This window comes from Dyadobacter sp. HNCC25DJ183 (genome assembly GCF_056895175.1).
Map to the genome: position 1 here is coordinate 18,888 of NZ_JBXHAP010000005.1, position 18,705 is coordinate 37,592.

Genomic DNA, 18,705 nt, shown 5'->3' on the forward strand with positions numbered 1-18,705 from the left:
AATAGTTGTATACTTTTAAAAAGGTCAATAAGATTCCTGTTCGTTCGGGAATGATTTGCCTTTCACATCTTTGATATAATTAGAAATTGCGTCGGTCATTACACCATTTAAATCGGCATAGCGACGCAGAAACCTGGGTTTGAATTCTTTATTGATACCCAGTAGATCGTGCAGTACCAATATCTGACCGTCTGCATGCGGTCCTGCACCAATTCCTACCGTTGGGATTGTTACGCTTTCCGATACTTTCTTGGTCAATGCAGAAGGTATCTTTTCCAAAACGACGGAAAAGCAGCCTACTTCTTCCAGCATTTTGCAGTCTTCCAGCAGCTTCGCTGCCTCTGCTTCCTGCTTCGCACGTACCGTATAAGTACCAAATTTATAGATAGACTGTGGTGTGAGTCCCAAATGTCCCATTACCGGAACTCCCGCACTTAATATCCGGGTGATTGAATCCTTGATTTCAAGTCCGCCTTCCAGCTTGACCGCGTGCGCGCCTGACTCCTTCATGATACGGATCGCGGAGTTTAAAGCCTCACGCGAGTTACCCTGATAAGAACCAAACGGAAGGTCCACAACTACCAATGCACGTTTGACTGCACGTACCACCGAGGTAGCATGGTAGATCATCTGATCAATGGTAATCGGCAGCGTCGTTTCGTGACCGGCCATTACATTGGAAGCCGAGTCGCCTACCAGGATCAATTCCACGCCAGCTGCGTCCACAATACCGGCCATTGAATAATCGTATGCGGTAAGACAGGATATCTTCTCGCCACGGTTTTTCATTTCCTGAATGGTGTGAGTTGTAACGCGTTTAATGTCAGGTGTATGGACAGACATATGTTTTTGTATTTAATGGATTGGGTTGCGTGTCTGGCGGCGAAATTCGCTACCGCCTGATCAGCCAGTTTTCGGGATTGAGGCGGGAAGTATTCTTCCAGATCTGAAATTGAAGCTCTGAGGTCCCGTCGCTGTCAGTAGCCACGCGGCCGATGTTTTCCCTTGCTTTTACCTTCTGTCCGGCGCGAACTGTTACACCGTTCATTTTGGCATAAATCGTCATGTAATTACCATGCTGGATTGCAACAACATTCCCCATTCCAGGCATTTCTGTTACGTCAAGTACTACGCCGTCATAAACAGACCTTACCGGCTCACCCGCAGTTGTCTGGATATCCACGCCGAGGTTATCTACCATTACGCCCTTCAAAACCGCATGTGGCCGCTGTCCGAAATGTCCTGATACGAAACCTTTAACCGGCCACGGCAGGCGCGACTGCGATGCTGTGAATGAAGAAGCCAGAGTGGTTTCCTCCTCGCTCATACCGCTTGAAACAACAGGCTCCTCCTCTTCCTTCGGCGCGGCTACGATAGCTGCCTCGCCCTTTTTCTCTCTTTCTGCATTCTCACGTGCAAGCCGCTCCCGCTCTGCACGGCGGCGCGCTTCACGCTCCTCGCGCTCCTTCCGCTCCCTTTCAAGCCGCTCTCTTCTTTCCCGTTCCGCAATCCGGCGGATATTGGCTTCCAGTAAATCGGTAGCGCGCTTGTTTTCGGCGATCTGTTTTCTAAGTTCAACCTCTTTTTGCGAAAGCTCCTGAATCACTTCATTCTGCTTCACTTTCAAGCCTTCCAGCTTGGTATTTTCAGATACACGGGTATCCAGAACGGTTTTTTGCTGGGTCTTTTTCGCGGTAATGCGACGGCGTTCCTGCATGAGCTTGTCCTGCAAAACACCGATTTCCTTAGCTTGTCCCTGTCTCGCCTCGGTATATTGTTTGAGGTATTTATATCTTAATACGAACTGATTGAATGTTCCGGCAGAAAAAAGGAACACAAGCTGATTGAAGTACGCATTTCTTTTTGAAGCCTCGTAGATCATGTGCCCGTATTCTTCTTTGAGAATGTTGAGGCTGCTGTCGAGGGACTGACGTTTTCCTTCAAGGACCTTCAACTCGCCGTCAAGCAGTTCCAGATCGTCAGAAAGCAGGTCAATCTGCCTTTTATAGGTGTTAATCTGTTGATTGAGCGCTTTTAATTGTCCGAGGTTGACATTCTTCTGGGAAGAAGTCTGTTTGAGGATACTTTGGATCTCCCGGATTTTGCTCTGGTTTTCACTTTTTTCGCGTTCCAGCTGCTCCCTGCTTTTCTGGGCATAAGCGCCAGCCAACGAACATAGAATGAACGTCAGCATTAATATCAAACGACGGCGACCAGGGGTACTAAAAAGCATATTATTGATTCTTGCAGGCAAAATACAATTCATGGCCGGCAAATTTAAGCAGACTTTCTGACTTTATTTTTTGCGTTTATAGCTGGAAGGGACATTGAATGGAAATCCGGGGCTTTCACGCTGCATTTCAACTTTGCTGTGCTTAATGCGCATATCGGTTTGGTTTACCTGCTGGTCTTTCAACGATTTCACATTCAAATTGATAACACTTGCAAAAGGAAACAGAACTCCGCCTACATCTTTAAAATCTTCGTAATCAAGCAGGAAAGTGTTTTGAGTAGGCACTTCGGTTGCTTTGAGCCGGGAGAGTTTCAATGTGCTTTCACTGATAAAATTTTCTATTTCAAGACGGTCTTTGATCTGCCTCAAAACATAAAACTCATTCATTTTAACAAATCTTGCATCCGGCTCCTGGGCAAATGGCAGGTTTCCTACAATCATTGATTGCAGAAGGTCGAAGTTGAGGTCAAAATTGTATTGCTTGCTGAGTTGTTCGTAGTTAAATACGAAATAGTCGCGGTGAATCTTGTCCATGAAAACAATGGAATCACGCGTAATAATGCCCCTGGCGACTTCCAGGCCCACTCCGGTTACCGAAAGCCAGATGATACTGTCTTTCTTCATCCGGATATTCACATTGGCATTATCGAAATTCTGAGATTTACTTTGAAGAGAAACCTTTGACTTGGCAGTGAGATAATCAAAAGCAACTTCATTGATTTTAACAGGTGCAACGGTTTCGGCAACTGCTGTTTTGGAAGAATCACCCGGTATGACAGTGCTCGCTGCCGTAGAGTCCGAGAATGGTTTTTCGCTGGTACGTTTGGATGTACGTTGTTTGTGGCAAGCTGTCAACCAAAGAAATGAGAAGGCGAACAGCCCGGCTACTATTTTATTGCTCATGTAATGCACCTGTTGCTATTTTTTTGTCAAGAAGTTCAGTGGTTTCTCCCATTCTCTTCGCCTTTTTCCACTGAGCCACCGCGTTGTCCCTTTCACCTAACTTAAAAAGAACATCTCCGTAATGCTCAACAATCGTGCCACTTACACTGCTGCTGTCGAGCATTGCTCTCTCCAAAAACTCTTTCGCTTTCTTATAATCTTTCCGGATATAAAGTACCCAGGCGTAGGTATCCAGGTACGTCGGATTGTCTTTATGCTGCTGCACCAGTCTTTCCGACATCTTCAAAGCGAGATCAAGCTTTTCCTTCCGGAGCGAAAGAAAATAGCTGTAATTATTCAAAACATGATCATTATTGGGATTGGCTTTCAATGCGAGCTCGTAGGAAGCATCGGATTTGGCATGATCGCCTTGTCCATTGAATGCGTCGCCAAGAGAAGCATAAATGTGCGGAACGAGATCAGGATTATTGGTGACCAGCTTCAGGCTTTCTTCCAGCGAGGATACAGCTTCCCTGTAATTTTTTTTCATCAAATGCGCAGTTCCATTGGAGTACCAGAACAGGCCCTGATTTGGGAAAAGCTCCAATGCTTTCTCAGAATGCACCAGCATGCTATCCACCTGGTTAAGCTCTCCATCCAGCTGGATCAGAGCGATCCATATCTTGAAATCGGAGCCGTCGATGCGGCTGGCTTTTGAATAAAAGTCGCGGCCTTCCTCTTTTTTATTCTGACGTACAAGCAGATCGGCATAAATCACATTTGCGAGGGCTTCGTTCGGGTGCGTCTCCAACAGCTGCTTAGCCAATGTAACCGCCTCGGTAATCTCGCTTTCTGATTTTAGCATGCTTAGATAACCCGTCAGTACCCTGATTTTAGGCTCTGCTTCAAGGTTTGGATTGGCAAAAACCAGTTTAAGCTCCTGGTTGCATTTCTGCACATCGCCGTTGCGGCGGTATATATCAGCCAGCAGCACGTGTGCCTGCGCTTCGTCGGGATTGATTTTGAGCGCTTCTTCAAGCGGCGTAACCGCTTCTACAATGCGATCGTTGGCGATCAGCAGCTCGGCCAGCTCTACCCGGTAGCTTACCTCTGTCGGTTCCGCATTGATCAGCTTTTTTGCTTCTGCAACAGCTTTGTCCAGGTTATTTTGTCGCAGATAAAGCTGCTGTTTCTGGTGCGTGATTTCTTCTGTAATGCCCATTGATTTTTCAAGGACATTATAAGTGTCAATCGCTTTGTCGGGCTGATCGTTAAACACATATACCGCTGCCAGCTCAATTCCGTATTGAATGTTTTCCGGGTTTTTGGCCACCAGGGTTTCGTAAATGGCGGCCGCCTCGGCATATTTCCTGCGTTTGGCATAAAGCTCTGCCAGCTGCTGTGCGTAGAATATATTGTCCTTATCCAGTTCGTAAGCCTTTTTGGAAGGGGCAATGGCATCATCAAACTTTTCGAGCTTCATCAATGCCGTGGCAACCAGGTACTGGCTGGCAGCATCCTGACTGTTTTCCTGCGCCAGTTTTTCAAAAAGAGGCAGGGCCTTAGTCGGCTCATCTTTCATCATAAACTTCATTCCGTCAGCCGCAAGTGACTCTTTTTCGAGACGAAGACCTACATCCTCGGTTTTTACAGCATCTTTTTCACGGTCTTTGTTGCGGCGCTGGGCAAGCGAGGAATGCGTGACGAGCAAACTCGCCAGCATTAAGATCGGAAGGTTTAGTTTTAAATATACGGTCTTCATATTTCAATCAGATGCCATCAGTTTCCGAGACTTGACCGGCTATTTCAGAATAAACAACAAAGGTACCAATTTTGTCTGTACGACTAGTTCGCAAGACTGTTCAAATAAAGATACTAACGCGGAAACGCAAGTAATCTTGTCTGCCTAATTCACTGAATATGTGCTTTTGGCAAAGCCCGGCGAGCCGCTGGTACTCAGCGCTTCAACTCTCACGTCGACGGAAGTTGTTGCATCAGAATTGAAGTACCGGATCTTCGCTTTTCCATTCTTGTCTGTTTTTACCATTGGTGCCCAAAAAATAGTCGAGCGATAGTCGGGATTCAGGTTTGGTGGGTCCTTTGGCGAATAGGCAGGTGCATAAAACACTTTTGGCACATTAAACCCTGCTATTTTTGACACCAGCACGCCGGGTACAATGTCCTGTGTGTAGTCGTAGTTTGAGTTTCCTCTTTTAGTCAAAATAGATATGACCCCGTTTCCTCCGTTCATTCCAAAAATCGCTGCCGATGCGCCTTTCAGTACATCAATGGACTCTACATCATTGACATTCATTGAAGCAATAAAGTCTTTATCAACCGGCATCCCGTCCAGCACAAACTGGGGCTCGTTCTGATTGCCACGGATACTTACCCTTGCATTCATCCCAAAACCCGTTACTGATACGCCAGCCACTCTTCCCGCAAGTATATCGAGTACGCTCGTTCTGCCAGCGGCCAGTTCAGGCGTTACCTTAATGGATGCGTCTGCGTTACCGTAAATCTTTCGCGGATCACGCTGTACCTGCTTTTTGGCTTTGATGGTCACTTCCTGCAATAACCGCTCCCGGTTTGCACGAATTTTTCTGCTAATCTCCTGATCCTGTGCATTCCTTGTCAGAAAATCGTTTAACAGCTTTGCATCTACCGTGAGCGGGAAATAGGGATTTTGGCTGGGAGCTATTCTTGGAATCTCCTGAGGGAAAATGCTGAAATTCAGATTCTGATTTCCCTTTTTGCCCATTCCCTGCACGCGAACCTTCAAAGAATCCTCAAAAATGAGGTTGTACAATGCAAACTGTCCTTTTTCGTCTGTTTCAGCAGTCAGGAAATTGCTCAGGCTGTCTGTGCTTACATAAATAGAAAGCGCAGTTTTTTCTGCGGGCCTCTTGTTTCTGCGCGCTTCCCCGGCAAATGTAATCCCTTGTTCCAGGTAGTATTTTGGCGCTTCAAGCGAGTCGCGGAGTACTTCATCCCATTTAAACCTGCTCCAACCCTGCGTCATCATCAGGAAGTCGCGGTGCATTTTCCGTTCTGTCTGGGTATCGTCAAAATAATAGCCAGGCTGTTCGACAAATCCTTTTAAATCAGAGGAAAGCAGCAGGTAAGAAACAATGTTTTGATCGTGAACTTGCTGTTGTATTTGTCCGGCATCGGTAATGGAAACCGACAGGTGCGTTTCCACCGGCTTTCCTGCTGTATCACTTACCGCAATCTCGATCTCCGCTTGTTCGCGCTGCTTGTAAGCAGCTTTTGACGGTGCTATCCGAACCCGGAGGCTATGATTATGGTCGATAAAGATCAGCCGCTCGCTCACCGGCCTGTTTTCTTCATTGAATAGGGTTAAATGCGTAATTCCGTCCGGCAAATCCGTGTTTGGAATATTCATCATTAAGCCCCTGCCTGAAATTTTACCTTTGGCAACGAAAGCAACGATACCACGGGAGTGCCCAACTATGTTGACAGGGACCTCCGCTTTACCGGGAACCTTTGCATAAGCAATTATCCTCGTTTTCAGTGGATTGGAAGTATTGTCGACAACGAGTGTATACCCTGTTTCATTCACTTTCGGAAACTCATATTTCATCACGCTGCCGCTTTTTTCTTTCAGGAAGGCGGTGTAAGAAGCGCCGGATTTCGCAGCAAATTGAAACCGCCCCATTCCCAGATGCTCACTTTTGAAAGAAGCGACGGTATCATTGTTCTGGTCCATAATAAAACCTGCCACATCCTCTCCCTTACCAGAAGCATTTACTGCTTTGAATGCAATTCTGGTGGCAATCTCGGCGACGAGCGCGCCGCCTTCCGGGAAAAATTGCAAATCAACTTTGCCGGTAGCTGCGGCCGGCATACTTCCCGCCGGATCAAAAACCTGGATATCCTTGTGGAAGAAAAATGATTCAGGAGCATTGCGCATCCAGTTTGTATAGGCGCGTAGCGAGTAGGAGCCGGGCGGAATGGAGTCCGCCAGTATAATTTCCCCGTTTCCAACCCCGCCAGTCAGGTAAGTGCGCCTTAATGCGAAGTTCTTCCCGGAACGTTGGTCGATCAGGTCAACATAGAGCAAATTGCTGGCGCTGTCGGGATTGTGCAGGGCGCCTTCCACCAGAAATGCATTGTACCACAGCGTGTCGCCCTTCATATAATAAGGCTTATCTGTGTGCAGATAGGCTTTTTCGATCGGAAAAGCCTGTCTGTACCGGAGCAGCTTCTCGGAGATCATTTTGGTGAAATCCTCGTCCGCCCATTTAAATGCGACTATAAAAAGGAATAATGCGGCCGCGAGAATCCTGATTCGACTTTTGTGCATTGTGGCATGTTTTAGTTTGTTGTGGATGAAAGGTACTTAGCTATTTGCCCGGCGCACAAGCAGGTATGCCGGGTAACTTATTACAAGAAATAACAAGGCAAACTGGCTGCTTGCCAGGTCCTGTATCACCGCGCCGATTAGAAATGCGATGGAACAGATCAGCATGACAATGGGCAAAATCGGGTATGCAGGTACCTTCCACGGCCGCGGAAGCGCCGGCTCTTTCTTTCTCAATGCGAGCAGTGATGCGAATCCGGAAGCATATCCGAGCACAAAAAAGAAAGTGGCGATATCTGACAGCTTCTCACACGCATCTTTTCCAATTAATATCAAAAGAATGGCGACCCCGGAAGTTACAAGCATGGCTACCGCTGGTGTGCCGCCGCTGTTAACGGAAGTCCCGGAAGGTAAAAACAACCCGTCGCGGCTCATCGAATAAAGTACGCGCGGATTAAAGAGCAACTGCGCATTGACAATCCCTAAAATCGATATCATCAGAAACAGGGTAACGATTTTTCCGGAGCCTTCCCCAAAAATCAGGCGTATCGCGTCTGCCGCAGCCAGTTTGGACTGTGCTAGCTCACTCATAGGCAATACATGCAGAATTGCCAGGTTACATAGGAGGTAAATTGCTATGATCAACAAAACGCCTCCCATCATAGAGCGGGGCAGATTTTTGCTTGGATCCCGGTCTTCTTCTGAAAAATAGGCCGCAGTGTGCCAGCCGTCGTAAGTGTAAAAAATAGCTTGTAATGAGAAAATCACCGGTGCAATCCAGCTGCCGGTGGCAATGATCTTGCTGGTGGTTGTATGTGCTTGTTCGGCAGTAACTTCATCTCCGTAGATATAGCAGACAGCCACAAATACAAAAAGCCCGATTCCTTTCAAAACGCTCATGATGTTCTGAAAACTGCTCGCCAATGCCAGTCCGATCCAGTGTATGCAGGTCAGTACCAGCAGAATGGCGGCTGCTACATAAGGTTCGTAGCCTACCAGCCTGGGAATAAGCAATGCCAGGTACTCGCTCATGGTATACACCCCGAAACCGAGCGCAGAGCAGGTGCCGAGCCAGCTGTTGATACCAACCACAAATCCGGCATAATTGCCAAAAGCGCGCTGCGCATAAACATACCAGGCCCCCGCTTTTGGAACTGACGTACCCAGTTCGATGGTACAAAGTGTGCCGAGGAATGCATACAGACTTACTGCTGCCCAAAGTAGCATAATCAGCCAGGGTTCGCCGAGTTGGGCTGCAATGGGCCCTGGTTTGCGCAGTATGCCGGTACCAATTGTGCCACCCACAGTAACTGCTATGCCAAACCCTACTCCTAATATTTTGAAAAGCTCATTTTTCGAAGAGGGTTGTGTCATGTTTGGGAGTGAAGGATTATGCTTTTCGAAAATAGGAAAACTTTTTCTTTTTGTAACTTCTATATTCGTAAGCAACTACAATGCATATTGTTCTACAAATCCCATAAAAAGTAAGATTTACCCGACAGATAAATTTTGATACAAAAAAACGGATGCCGTTCTCACGACATCCGTTTTCATTTTTATAACCTTATTTCCTTAAAGAATCGCTTCTGCCAATACAAGTACTTTATTGTTAAGTACTTCCACAACGCCGCCGTCGATTAAAAAGGATTGCTTTGCAGCTCCTGTGTCAATCACCACATCACCTTTTCCAAGCGTACTTACAAGTGGCGCGTGGCGGTTCAGAACCTGAAATTGTCCTTCCGTACCCGGTAACGTTACAGCAGTTGCCTCTCCGGCAAAAACTTTCTTATCTGGGGTAATTATTTCTAAATGCATGGTTGCAAGTTTATGAGCGGTCCGCCGCTGCGGTCAAAAGTTTATGAGTTGAGAGCTGCCTCCGTGTAATTCATGAGTTACACTCATTAACTCACGAACTCATAGACTTATCAAACTATCTTGTTGCTTCTGCAAGCATTTTTTCTCCTTTTGCCTGCGCATCTTCGATGGTTCCAACGAGGTTGAACGCCATTTCAGGAAGATGATCGTAAGCTCCGTCCATGATCAGGTTAAATCCTTTGATGGTATCGTTGATATCTACCAAAGTTCCTTTCAAACCTGTGAACTGCTCAGCAACGAAGAATGGCTGCGACAAGAAACGTTCTACACGACGAGCGCGGGATACAACCAGCTTGTCTTCGTCAGAAAGTTCTTCCATACCAAGGATCGCAATGATATCCTGCAATTCTTTGTAGCGTTGCAAAATATTTTTCACGCGCTGTGCGCAATCGTAGTGAGCTGCGCCCAATGTTTCAGCATTCAAAATCCGTGAAGCTGAATCGAGTGGATCCACCGCAGGGTAAATTCCTTTTTCAGAAACTTTCCGGCTTAGTACCGTCGTTGCGTCCAAGTGGGCAAATGTAGTTGCAGGAGCCGGGTCGGTCAAGTCATCCGCAGGTACGTAAACAGCCTGTACGGATGTGATCGAACCACGTTTTGTTGAGGTAATGCGTTCCTGCATTTGTCCCATTTCAGTCGCAAGCGTAGGCTGGTAACCTACCGCAGAAGGCATACGTCCCAAAAGAGCGGATACCTCTGAACCTGCTTGTGTAAAACGGAAGATATTGTCAATAAAGAAAAGAATATCACGTCCCTGACCTTCGCCGTCACCATCACGGAAATATTCCGCCATCGTCAAACCTGACAATGCCACACGTGCACGTGCGCCAGGAGGCTCGTTCATTTGTCCGAATACGAAAGTTGCCTGTGAATCTTTCAGCATGTTGTAATCCACTTTCGAAATATCCCAGCCACCTTCTTCCATACTATGCTTGAACTCTTCGCCGTATTTGATAATACCGGCTTCGATCATTTCACGCATCAGGTCATTTCCTTCACGGGTACGTTCGCCCACACCGGCAAACACTGAAAGACCTGCATAGGCTTTCGCGATGTTGTTGATCAATTCCTGGATCAAAACGGTTTTACCAACACCGGCACCACCGAACAAACCGATTTTACCACCTTTTACATAAGGAGCAAGCAAATCGATTACTTTGATACCTGTAAAAAGGATTTCGGTTGATGTCGCCAGCTCTTCGAATTTCGGAGCTGAACGATGGATAGAGATACCATTTGTAGTATCCAAAGGTGTAAGTCCGTCGATCGCTTCACCGATTACATTGAATAGTCGACCTTTAATGCCTTCACCGATTGGCATTTTGATAGGAGCACCCAGCGGACGAACTTCCATTCCGCGTTGCATACCCTCGGTACTATCCATTGCGATAGTGCGGATACGGTCTTCGCCCAAGTGCTGCTGGCACTCAAGAACTACTTTTGAACCGTTTGGTTTGATGACTTCCAGCGCATCGAGGATCGAAGGAATGCTTGTGGCATCTTCAAATGATACGTCTACAACCGGACCAATTACCTGCGTAATTTTTCCTATGTTTGTCGCGTTTGCCATTATATGAATTTGATTATCTCGAATGAGGTTTTTTTCAGACCGCAAAAGTAGGAGATAATTTGGTCAGTACCAAGAGCGGAATTATTGATTTATTGGATATTTTTTAGAAAATAGCTACTTTGTTAGGAGGTAAATAGAATTTTGAATGTTTGCAACTGAGGAAAGCTTAGCGTTTAACATTGTTGCAGATAGAAAAAATGTCGGAGTATCAATAACACCGGAATATGTAAATGAAGTATCAGCTTTAAATAGAAGAAAACATGAATGCGCAGTTGCTGGAACGTATAACATTCAATCCTGACCAATGTGGTGGAAAGCCGTGTATACGTAATATGCGCATCAGGGTGACAGATGTAATCGAACTGCTTGCTGCCGGTCTTACACCCGCGCAGATTGTGGACGAGGAATTGCCGGATCTTGAACCGGAAGATGTTACTGCCTGCCTTCTTTACGCTGCGGCTAAGCTCAATCACCCGGTTCTTCAGGCAGCTTAATGATCATTCTTGATGCTCATCTTTCGCCAGGGCTCGCTCCGTGGATTATATCAAACTTTGATTGCGAATGTAGTTCCGCGCAATTCCTGAACCTTCGACATTCCTCCGATAGTGATATTTTCCATCGCGCCAAATCGTTAAATGCCATAGTAATTACAAAAGATGACGATTTTGTAAGACTCCTGGATCGCTATGGCAGCCCTCCCAAGATTATCTGGTTGACTTGCGGCAATACCTCTAAATTGAGGCTGAAAGAAATCCTCAGCGCCAACCTGATCAATGCCCTGACATTACTTCAAACATCAGATCTGGTCGAAATAACAGGTTGTTGATATTTTCGTTGAGGTAATTACAATTATTTAAATCCCAAAAGGAAGTCTGTTAATCTATTATATGAAGGAAGTTTTTTTCTGGAAGGTTTGGTCAGTATCTGAGCGCAGGATGGCAGTTGCAATGCTGGCCATTCTGTTTTTTGCAATTGTATTTTTTGTACTTAAATGCATAGATCCGCTTCAAAATGTAGTAAGGTGGAATGTGGTGAGTGAAATGTCGGAGGTTGGTACTGTTGTGGACTTTCTCCGGATCGGACAGTGGCAGTACGGGGTTTCTACCCCCTCTCACCTTGTAACTGAGAGCTTCATGGCTTCGGTAATGGACATTGATTACCTTACTGTGCAGGTATTCTGGTTCTTTGCAATTATCGGTATCAGCCTGATCCTGGCGGCAATCACAACGTTATCCAGGTTTTGGTACCTGGCGGGAATGGTGGTATTTATTATGTTCCTGGGCTTTTCAAAGTTGGAAATTTTGTCCGGAGCAGGGGAAGGAAACAAGCTGCTATTCATTATAACCGTGATGATCTACGGCATTACTACTTATTATTTCCATGCATTCAGGCAGGATGCGGGTATAAGTATGCGGATAGCAGGTACACTCGGCGCGTCTGTACTGATTTGTGCAGTTGCGTATTTTACATCTCCGATCAGTTTTACTGCGCTGGCTGCTGCCACTTACTCTTTTCCGTTCTGGGTACTGTTAACCGCATTGTTCCTGCTGGTTTCTTCAACCGAAATTATGGCTGGACTGGTTTGGTTGAGTACCAGCGGCTCGGTCAGGAAGGGAAGTACAGGTTTGATCAACTTCATTGTAATCAGTGTATTATACCTGATTTTACTATTGTTGATTTATCTCAAAAATACAAAGCAAATTGACTGGAATGTGACGCTGGTCAGCCCGGTTGTGCTTGCCTTGATATCGGGCGTTGCCGGGATCTGGGGTTTCAGAAGGCGTGCCGATTCGACGGGCGGCGTGCTCCCGTTCCGGAGCGCCGGCTTCTGGATTTACATTGGGCTATTCATTATCTCAGCTGCATTCACAGGTTTAATGGCCGGAATGGCCAACGATCCTGTGCTGGAAGCGCTGGAAGATGTGGTAGTACAAGGTCAGCTCGCGATGAGTGTTTTATTCTTCTTTTATATCCTCGTCAACTTTTATCCTCTTTTTCAACAAAAGCTGGCAGTCTATAAAGTCTTGTACAAACCGCTCAGTTTTGGGTTGACTCAAACGCGATTGTTTGGATTTGTAGGCGTGGTCGTTTTGTTTTCGTTACAAAGACTGCTGCCGATCAACCAGGCTTTTGCCGGATATTTCAATGGATTAGGCGACCTGCACACCCGAACTGAGGAATTTGCATTGGCAGAGCAATACTACAAACTAGCATTGCAGCAGGAATTTCAAAACCATAAGTCAAATTACTCCCTCGCTTCGCTCGCTATTCGCCAGGGCGACCGCACTGCCGCGGCTTTTTACTTCCGGCAGGCATTGCTGAAAAATCCGTCTCCGCAAGCGTATGTAGGATTAAGTAGTATTCTAAGTCAGGAGAATTTGTTTTTCGATGCCGTGCACAGTTTACAGGAAGGCGTCGGTAAGTTTCCGAAAAGCGGAGAGCTGCTCAATAATCTGGGCATGCTTTACTCAAAAACCAATGTAGCCGACTCGGCATATTATTACCTGGAGAGAGCAGAGAACAGTAGCACCCGCGCAGAGATACCGGCAACAAACTTGCTAGCTATTCTCGCGAGGAACACGGATTCGGAGTTGCTGGATTCCCTTGCGTCGACAACAGAAAAGCGCGATTACCTGTCGTGGCAGGCCAACTGGCTGGCTGTTCAAAATCTGCGGCAGCAATTTGCAAAGGACGAATGGAATGCAAATGCAATCCCGGCAGACTCACTCCTGAGCGTTTCGTCATCTGTTTACGTACTCAATTATGCATTAAACCAGGCGAGGTCAGATGCATCTGCAGCGCTGTTGCTCAACAAACTTGCGTCTAAAAATCCGGTACTTTCAAAGGACCTGAGCTGGGCGGCGCTTTACCCGGAGTTTTATAGCGGTGATAAACTCAAAGCTTTACAGGTACTTACTGCACTGGCATCTGATGAAGAGGAACAAAGCGAGCTGTACCATAAAGTGCTGGGACATTGGTTCCTACAACTGGGATTGTATGAAAAAGCCATTGAGAGTCTGGCTGATGTGGAAGGAGTGGAGGGAACGATTGGAATGGCGGTTGCCAATGCGCTTTATGATAAGAAAGAGGTAGCAGTTATTTTATTGGATAAAATCCAGAAACCTGAGAATAGCGGCGCAATCGAGAATTTGAAACAAAACCTTTTCTCAGGCATTAAGCCAAAGTCTGCAACGGACTCGCTGCTTGCAGTTGCAGTACGTTCCCCTTCCGACGCGAATTTTGAAAAAGCAGTGCGTGCCAACCCGTTTGATGCCAAAAGTGTTTCTGCAACTTCTGAGTATCTGCGTAAAAAGAAGCAAACGGACAAAGCTTATAAATTGGTGCTGGACGCACTTGCCTATAACACGTATGCGCCGCAATTATGGGAGCAATATGCATTACTGAGCCTCGACCAGGGGCTTACAGGGCAGGCTGACGAAGGGGAAAGTAAAGTGAAGCAGTATGCCGATCCAGCCGGTTATCAGCAATTTATGAGCCGCTATCAACCTATGCGGGCACTTATCGAAAAACAAAGAGCGGAGTTTCAGTGATTTAATATTTTAGATTGCTGTAAATTATACCTGACTGAATATGTCTTTAATCATCAATTCGAATTTCAGCGGAACCGAAAGCCGACTGTTCAGGGGTAAGCTGATTGTAGGATTGCTGAAAATCAATGCCTGGAAAGAGGATGGTTACGGTGAACTGGACGGAAGTATGCTACGCTTTAAAACACGCGGCTTCTGGAATAGGGTTACTGAAATCAGGGACATTGAAGGGGTAAGGGTACTGGGCAGCATTAAGTATAATTTGTTCAAAGGCTCTGCCGAAATTAGCTACGAAGAAACAAGTTATAGCTGGAAGTTCAGTAACTGGATGCAACAGCAATGGGTTGTGAAAAGGGAGGAAAACGAGGCTTCATTTAAATCAACCAGTTTCTGGAAATATGAAGGCGAGCTGTTCAATGAAGGAATCCCGTCGGCTGTTTTGCTCGCATCGCTTTTTGTTCAGGGACATTTTCGCCGGATGACTGCGGCGTCATAGTACTATCACCTTTAAACGCTTTCAACAAGGAATTTCAATATGAAAATCATCGAGACTAACGAGATTGCGAAACGATATGTAATGGGAAGCGAGGTGATCCAGGCACTCAAATCTGTTACTATTTCGGTCAATAAAGGTGAGTACGTCGCATTTATGGGTCCTTCGGGTTCCGGCAAATCTACGTTGATGAATATCATCGGCTGCCTCGATACACCCACAACCGGGCGCTATGTTCTGAACAGCAAGGATGTGAGTGATATGACGGAAAGCGAGCTTGCAGAGATCAGGAACAAGGAAATCGGTTTTGTATTCCAAACCTTCAATCTTTTGCCAAGAATGTCGTCGCTCGACAATGTTGCATTACCATTGATTTATGCAGGACTGAGCAAGTCGGACCGCACTGAGAAGGCGATGCTTTCATTGAAAAACGTTGGGCTCGAAAATCGCGCCGGACACAAGCCTAATGAGCTTTCGGGCGGTCAGCGGCAGCGGGTTGCAATTGCGCGGGCGCTTGTAAATGATCCCAGTATTTTGCTGGCGGATGAACCTACGGGTAACCTCGATACAAAGACTTCCTACGAAATCATGGATTTATTTGATCAGCTGTATAGCCGCGGCAATACCATCGTAATGGTAACCCACGAAGAGGATATTGCCCATTACGCCCACCGCATTGTCCGCCTCCGTGACGGACTGGTTGAGTCAGATACCATCAATCCCAACCCTACGAAAGTGAGTGCGTTAGTGTGATAGTTGACTTGACTGCTATAAAGTGCTAACTTTCTAAAAACACATTTAAGATGAAAGGTATCAGCTATTTGATTGATGAGATTGGAGAAAAAAAGGCGGTCGTGATTGATGTTGCTCTTTTAAGGGAAAAAGACAGCCTATCAAACATTTTGGAAGATATTGAAGACGAAATAGCAATAGAATTAAGAAAGGACGAAGAATCACTCAACTGGAAAGATGTGAAAGATCAGCTACTTTCCGAGGATTGAGATGTATGAAATAATTATCAAGAAATCGGCTTTAAAAGAACTACGGAATATACCGAAAACACTCAGATTGCAGATAATCACCAAAATAGATGAGCTCGCCTTTGATCCCAGACCTCAGGGTGTAAAAAAGCTGGAAAGCTCAAAAAATGATTACCGGATCCGAGTTGGCGATTTCAGAATTGTATATCAGATTTATGACGACAGGTTGATAATAGATGTTATCAAAGTCGCACACCGAAGAGAAGTTTACAAAAACAAATAGTCATCTTTGTAAGTAAAATCGCTTACATTCATTAGTAAGCAAAATCCGAATGAGTTACTCTCAGGTAATTCATTCGGATTATTTTTATCAGAACAGACATGAAAATCAATTTCAGCGACATCATTATATTTGAAAACGAGGATTTTCTCGTGGTAAATAAACCGCCGCATCTGGCGACACTGGACGAACGGACTGCGGATAGGGGAGGAAGCGTACTCAGGCTTGCCAAGGAATACAATTCAGAATTGCAGGCCGCACACAGGCTCGATAAGGAAACATCCGGCGCACTGGCTTTTGCTAAAAACCCGGCCGCTTACCGCCATCTTGCAATGCAATTTGAACATAGGGAAGTTACAAAGCGCTACCACGCGGTCACAAATGGCATTCACAAGCTCGATAGTATCTCTGTGTACCTGCCGATTTTACCTTTGAAAAACGGAACAGCGGTAAAAATCGATCGTGCAGAAGGCAAGGTTGCAGAGACGATTTTCAACACTTTACAGGTTTACCGGGGTTATACATTAGTGGAATGTATCCCCATCACGGGACGCATGCACCAGATCCGTATCCACCTTTCCTGCCTTAAAGCACCGATAGTTTGTGACCCGCAATATGGTGGGGAGCAGATCTATCTTTCAAGTCTGAAACGCAAGTTCAACCTGAAAAAAGAAACCGAGGAACAGCCTTTAATTCAGCGGGTTGCATTGCATTCGCATTCGCTTTCCTTCGCATTAATGGACGGAGAGCCGGTGCGCGTTGAGGCGCCTTATCCCAAAGATTTTGAGGTACTCGTGAAGCAGTTGAACAAATTCGGAATGTAGTAGCATAATTTTTTACAGGTTTGATGAAAGTTTGTGTAGGTTTAAACACATTTTTCATCAAACCTAATATTATGCGGATACACACATCTAACTCCCTGTCGGTCATTCTGATCGCTCTTCTGTCCCTTTCTCTCGTAGAGAATTCTTTTGCACAAACCGCTCGTAAAAACGACGTGATCGTCAAGCGTGATAGCTCCCAAATTCAGGCGCTTATTACACAAATGACCTACGAAAAGATCAACTACCGTGATCTGGGCACAGCCGATAGCGCGAAAGCCTACATTTATATGGATCAGGTTGCAAGGGTTTTGTTGAAAAATGGCAAGATCTTAAATGTACGCGATTCGGTCCTGGTAGGTAAAACACCACCTGATTCAGTTGGGCAATATGCGGATCTGAATAACCTGCCGACCGATCCATTTGAAAAAAGTGTGGTCATGGCCAATTCGGATCAGTTGAGAGACAAATACGAATACTACAATAACAAGGCAATAGACGGTAAAACAGGTGCGATCGTTTTTACGTCTATTGCAGTAGCTACGTTGGTTTCCGGAATCATTGTAAGTGCAGTAGGTGAAGATCAGGATGATAAGAAATTTGGCACTGCGCTTGCGATAGGTGGACCTGTTTTTGGCGGGGTCTTCGGTTTGATTACTTTTAACAAGTACCGCGTCAATCATAAAAAGGCCAATAAGGTCAAATCAGAGCTCGAACGCCGCGGTCAGCCACTTACTACATTCAGGATAGGACCAAGCTTTGATCCGTTTAATAAATCCGGCCAGCTCACAATGCGTGTGACATTTTGATAAGGATAAATTTATTACTTCATTCGGAGCAAAATATTCATATTAGCTCCTTCCGCAATGAAAGTAAGTTTACCTGTGCTGAGATTTCAGCTCCTGATCACTATTTGTTTTTTGCTCCTTCATGCGGCTTCCGCCCAGACAACGCGGAAGCCCGACATTATCCTGATGCGGAACGAGACCAAACTGGAAGTTCTTATCCAGGAAGTAGATGATAACGTAGTCAAATACAAGAAAGTTAACGATCAGGAAGGTCCATTATTCACGATCAAAAAGTCGGAAATTGCGTCAATTCAGTATGGAAATGGTGAAGTGGAAACATTTGAGGCCACATTGGAAGTGCCTAATTACTACGCACCTTCTTCCGCTGGCCCCAGGCAAACTCCCGCAGCAGTTATACCCTCAGGAAATAAATTTCAGCAGGAACTGCAAACCAGCTCTTCCGAACATTTAAGAGGGATCTACAAATATTACCGGACCAAGTCAAAGAACGGACTTGCGATTGGTATTGCGGGTACTTCCGCCGGGCTCATTTTAATGGGAGTAGGTACCGGCATTATTGCTAACATTCAGACCGATGTAAATGGGAATTTCCTCACTTATGCCGATGAGCAGAAGGCAATCCGTGGTGCCTGGATGATAATTGGCGGGTTTGCAGGAGCAGCTACATTCGGGACAGTAGGGTTCGTAAAAGCAGGCCGGAATGGATCAAAAGCAGGCAAAATCAGGAGAGAGCTGCTTCAAAGAGGAGAGCCGATCACATTTAAGTTCAGCCCGGGATTCAACGCAAGAACGCAAACCGGCTTTCTGACAGTGAACATACAATTTTGATATTGATATAAATGCAAAAGCGGCCTGGAAGTAATTCCAGGCCGCTTTTGCATTTATTATGT

18 protein-coding genes are annotated in these 18,705 nt (G+C 45.8%); 10 read left to right on the forward strand and 8 right to left on the reverse strand.

What is annotated here, in order from left to right:
* Positions 1 to 24: 24 nt before the first annotated feature.
* The 8 genes from panB to atpD form a co-directional block, all read right to left on the reverse strand.
* Entirely contained in the window at positions 25 to 843 is an 819-nt protein-coding gene (gene panB, locus AC1XTG_RS13425) for a 3-methyl-2-oxobutanoate hydroxymethyltransferase (protein WP_056290640.1), read from the reverse strand.
* 49 nt (positions 844 to 892) lie between these two features.
* Positions 893 to 2,266 (reverse strand): murein hydrolase activator EnvC family protein, encoded by a 1,374-nt coding sequence (locus AC1XTG_RS13430; protein WP_229238797.1) that lies wholly within the window; start codon positions 2,264 to 2,266, stop codon positions 893 to 895.
* Positions 2,267 to 2,296: 30 nt separating this feature from the next.
* Positions 2,297 to 3,136 carry a lipoprotein insertase outer membrane protein LolB1 gene (gene lolB1, locus AC1XTG_RS13435; RefSeq protein ID WP_484842340.1) on the reverse strand — a complete coding sequence of 280 codons (840 nt, stop codon included), beginning with the start codon at positions 3,134 to 3,136 and terminating at the stop codon, positions 2,297 to 2,299.
* Positions 3,126 to 4,877, reverse strand: coding sequence for a tetratricopeptide repeat protein (locus AC1XTG_RS13440; RefSeq protein WP_484842341.1), 1,752 nt, complete (start codon positions 4,875 to 4,877; stop codon positions 3,126 to 3,128). Before AC1XTG_RS13440 ends, lolB1 begins: the two co-directional genes overlap by 11 nt.
* Before the next feature lie 144 nt (positions 4,878 to 5,021).
* Positions 5,022 to 7,442, reverse strand: coding sequence for a TonB-dependent receptor plug domain-containing protein (locus tag AC1XTG_RS13445; RefSeq protein ID WP_484842342.1), 2,421 nt, complete (start codon positions 7,440 to 7,442; stop codon positions 5,022 to 5,024).
* A gap of 36 nt (positions 7,443 to 7,478) precedes the next feature.
* Positions 7,479 to 8,813: an APC family permease gene (locus tag AC1XTG_RS13450; protein ID WP_056290651.1), complete on the reverse strand. Its 1,335-nt coding sequence runs from the start codon at positions 8,811 to 8,813 to the stop codon at positions 7,479 to 7,481.
* Positions 8,814 to 9,011: 198 nt separating this feature from the next.
* The gene (atpC, locus tag AC1XTG_RS13455; protein WP_056290653.1) at positions 9,012 to 9,254 is read right to left on the reverse strand and encodes an ATP synthase F1 subunit epsilon; all 243 of its coding nucleotides are present in this window, start codon (positions 9,252 to 9,254) and stop codon (positions 9,012 to 9,014) included.
* Positions 9,255 to 9,369: 115 nt separating this feature from the next.
* Positions 9,370 to 10,884 carry a F0F1 ATP synthase subunit beta gene (atpD, locus tag AC1XTG_RS13460; protein WP_056290656.1) on the reverse strand — a complete coding sequence of 505 codons (1,515 nt, stop codon included), beginning with the start codon at positions 10,882 to 10,884 and terminating at the stop codon, positions 9,370 to 9,372.
* 260 nt (positions 10,885 to 11,144) lie between these two features.
* Here atpD and AC1XTG_RS13465 point away from each other — a divergent pair, with 260 nt between their 5' ends.
* The 10 genes from AC1XTG_RS13465 (at position 11,145) to AC1XTG_RS13510 (ending at position 18,643) form a co-directional block, all read left to right on the forward strand.
* Positions 11,145 to 11,378 (forward strand): DUF433 domain-containing protein, encoded by a 234-nt coding sequence (locus tag AC1XTG_RS13465; protein WP_056291170.1) that lies wholly within the window; start codon positions 11,145 to 11,147, stop codon positions 11,376 to 11,378.
* Positions 11,378 to 11,710: a DUF5615 family PIN-like protein gene (locus AC1XTG_RS13470; RefSeq protein WP_484842343.1), complete on the forward strand. Its 333-nt coding sequence runs from the start codon at positions 11,378 to 11,380 to the stop codon at positions 11,708 to 11,710. The genes AC1XTG_RS13465 and AC1XTG_RS13470 overlap by 1 nt, the downstream gene beginning before the upstream one ends.
* A 61-nt stretch (positions 11,711 to 11,771) precedes the next feature.
* Positions 11,772 to 14,435: a tetratricopeptide repeat protein gene (locus tag AC1XTG_RS13475; protein ID WP_484842344.1), complete on the forward strand. Its 2,664-nt coding sequence runs from the start codon at positions 11,772 to 11,774 to the stop codon at positions 14,433 to 14,435.
* Between the two features lie 40 nt (positions 14,436 to 14,475).
* The gene (locus AC1XTG_RS13480) at positions 14,476 to 14,928 is read left to right on the forward strand and encodes a hypothetical protein (protein ID WP_484842345.1); all 453 of its coding nucleotides are present in this window, start codon (positions 14,476 to 14,478) and stop codon (positions 14,926 to 14,928) included.
* A 39-nt stretch (positions 14,929 to 14,967) separates the two neighbouring features.
* On the forward strand, positions 14,968 to 15,678 hold the full coding sequence (locus tag AC1XTG_RS13485) for an ABC transporter ATP-binding protein (RefSeq protein ID WP_056290664.1): 711 nt from the start codon (positions 14,968 to 14,970) through the stop codon (positions 15,676 to 15,678).
* A gap of 50 nt (positions 15,679 to 15,728) precedes the next feature.
* A complete protein-coding gene (locus AC1XTG_RS13490) occupies positions 15,729 to 15,926 on the forward strand; it encodes a hypothetical protein (protein WP_056290667.1) in 198 nt (65 codons plus the stop codon).
* 1 nt (position 15,927) lies between these two features.
* On the forward strand, positions 15,928 to 16,188 hold the full coding sequence (locus AC1XTG_RS13495; protein WP_484842346.1) for a type II toxin-antitoxin system RelE family toxin: 261 nt from the start codon (positions 15,928 to 15,930) through the stop codon (positions 16,186 to 16,188).
* A 98-nt stretch (positions 16,189 to 16,286) separates the two neighbouring features.
* On the forward strand, positions 16,287 to 17,009 hold the full coding sequence (locus AC1XTG_RS13500; RefSeq protein ID WP_484842347.1) for an RluA family pseudouridine synthase: 723 nt from the start codon (positions 16,287 to 16,289) through the stop codon (positions 17,007 to 17,009).
* 71 nt (positions 17,010 to 17,080) lie between these two features.
* A complete protein-coding gene (locus AC1XTG_RS13505) occupies positions 17,081 to 17,815 on the forward strand; it encodes a hypothetical protein (protein ID WP_484842348.1) in 735 nt (244 codons plus the stop codon).
* A gap of 57 nt (positions 17,816 to 17,872) precedes the next feature.
* Positions 17,873 to 18,643 carry a hypothetical protein gene (locus AC1XTG_RS13510; RefSeq protein ID WP_484842349.1) on the forward strand — a complete coding sequence of 257 codons (771 nt, stop codon included), beginning with the start codon at positions 17,873 to 17,875 and terminating at the stop codon, positions 18,641 to 18,643.
* Positions 18,644 to 18,705 lie beyond the last annotated feature (62 nt).

Coding starts and splice junctions, on each gene's coding strand:
- AC1XTG_RS13450 (WP_056290651.1), bottom strand. CDS start 8,813: ATGACACAACCCTCTTCGAAAAATGAGCTTTTCAAAATATTAGGAGTA.
- AC1XTG_RS13465 (WP_056291170.1), top strand. CDS start 11,145: ATGAATGCGCAGTTGCTGGAACGTATAACATTCAATCCTGACCAATGT.
- lolB1 (WP_484842340.1), bottom strand. CDS start 3,136: ATGAGCAATAAAATAGTAGCCGGGCTGTTCGCCTTCTCATTTCTTTGG.
- AC1XTG_RS13480 (WP_484842345.1), top strand. CDS start 14,476: ATGTCTTTAATCATCAATTCGAATTTCAGCGGAACCGAAAGCCGACTG.
- AC1XTG_RS13505 (WP_484842348.1), top strand. CDS start 17,081: ATGCGGATACACACATCTAACTCCCTGTCGGTCATTCTGATCGCTCTT.
- AC1XTG_RS13445 (WP_484842342.1), bottom strand. CDS start 7,442: ATGCACAAAAGTCGAATCAGGATTCTCGCGGCCGCATTATTCCTTTTT.
- AC1XTG_RS13430 (WP_229238797.1), bottom strand. CDS start 2,266: ATGAATTGTATTTTGCCTGCAAGAATCAATAATATGCTTTTTAGTACC.
- AC1XTG_RS13490 (WP_056290667.1), top strand. CDS start 15,729: ATGAAAGGTATCAGCTATTTGATTGATGAGATTGGAGAAAAAAAGGCG.
- AC1XTG_RS13475 (WP_484842344.1), top strand. CDS start 11,772: ATGAAGGAAGTTTTTTTCTGGAAGGTTTGGTCAGTATCTGAGCGCAGG.
- AC1XTG_RS13500 (WP_484842347.1), top strand. CDS start 16,287: ATGAAAATCAATTTCAGCGACATCATTATATTTGAAAACGAGGATTTT.
- AC1XTG_RS13495 (WP_484842346.1), top strand. CDS start 15,928: ATGTATGAAATAATTATCAAGAAATCGGCTTTAAAAGAACTACGGAAT.
- panB (WP_056290640.1), bottom strand. CDS start 843: ATGTCTGTCCATACACCTGACATTAAACGCGTTACAACTCACACCATT.
- atpD (WP_056290656.1), bottom strand. CDS start 10,884: ATGGCAAACGCGACAAACATAGGAAAAATTACGCAGGTAATTGGTCCG.
- atpC (WP_056290653.1), bottom strand. CDS start 9,254: ATGCATTTAGAAATAATTACCCCAGATAAGAAAGTTTTTGCCGGAGAG.
- AC1XTG_RS13485 (WP_056290664.1), top strand. CDS start 14,968: ATGAAAATCATCGAGACTAACGAGATTGCGAAACGATATGTAATGGGA.
- AC1XTG_RS13510 (WP_484842349.1), top strand. CDS start 17,873: ATGAAAGTAAGTTTACCTGTGCTGAGATTTCAGCTCCTGATCACTATT.
- AC1XTG_RS13440 (WP_484842341.1), bottom strand. CDS start 4,877: ATGAAGACCGTATATTTAAAACTAAACCTTCCGATCTTAATGCTGGCG.
- AC1XTG_RS13470 (WP_484842343.1), top strand. CDS start 11,378: ATGATCATTCTTGATGCTCATCTTTCGCCAGGGCTCGCTCCGTGGATT.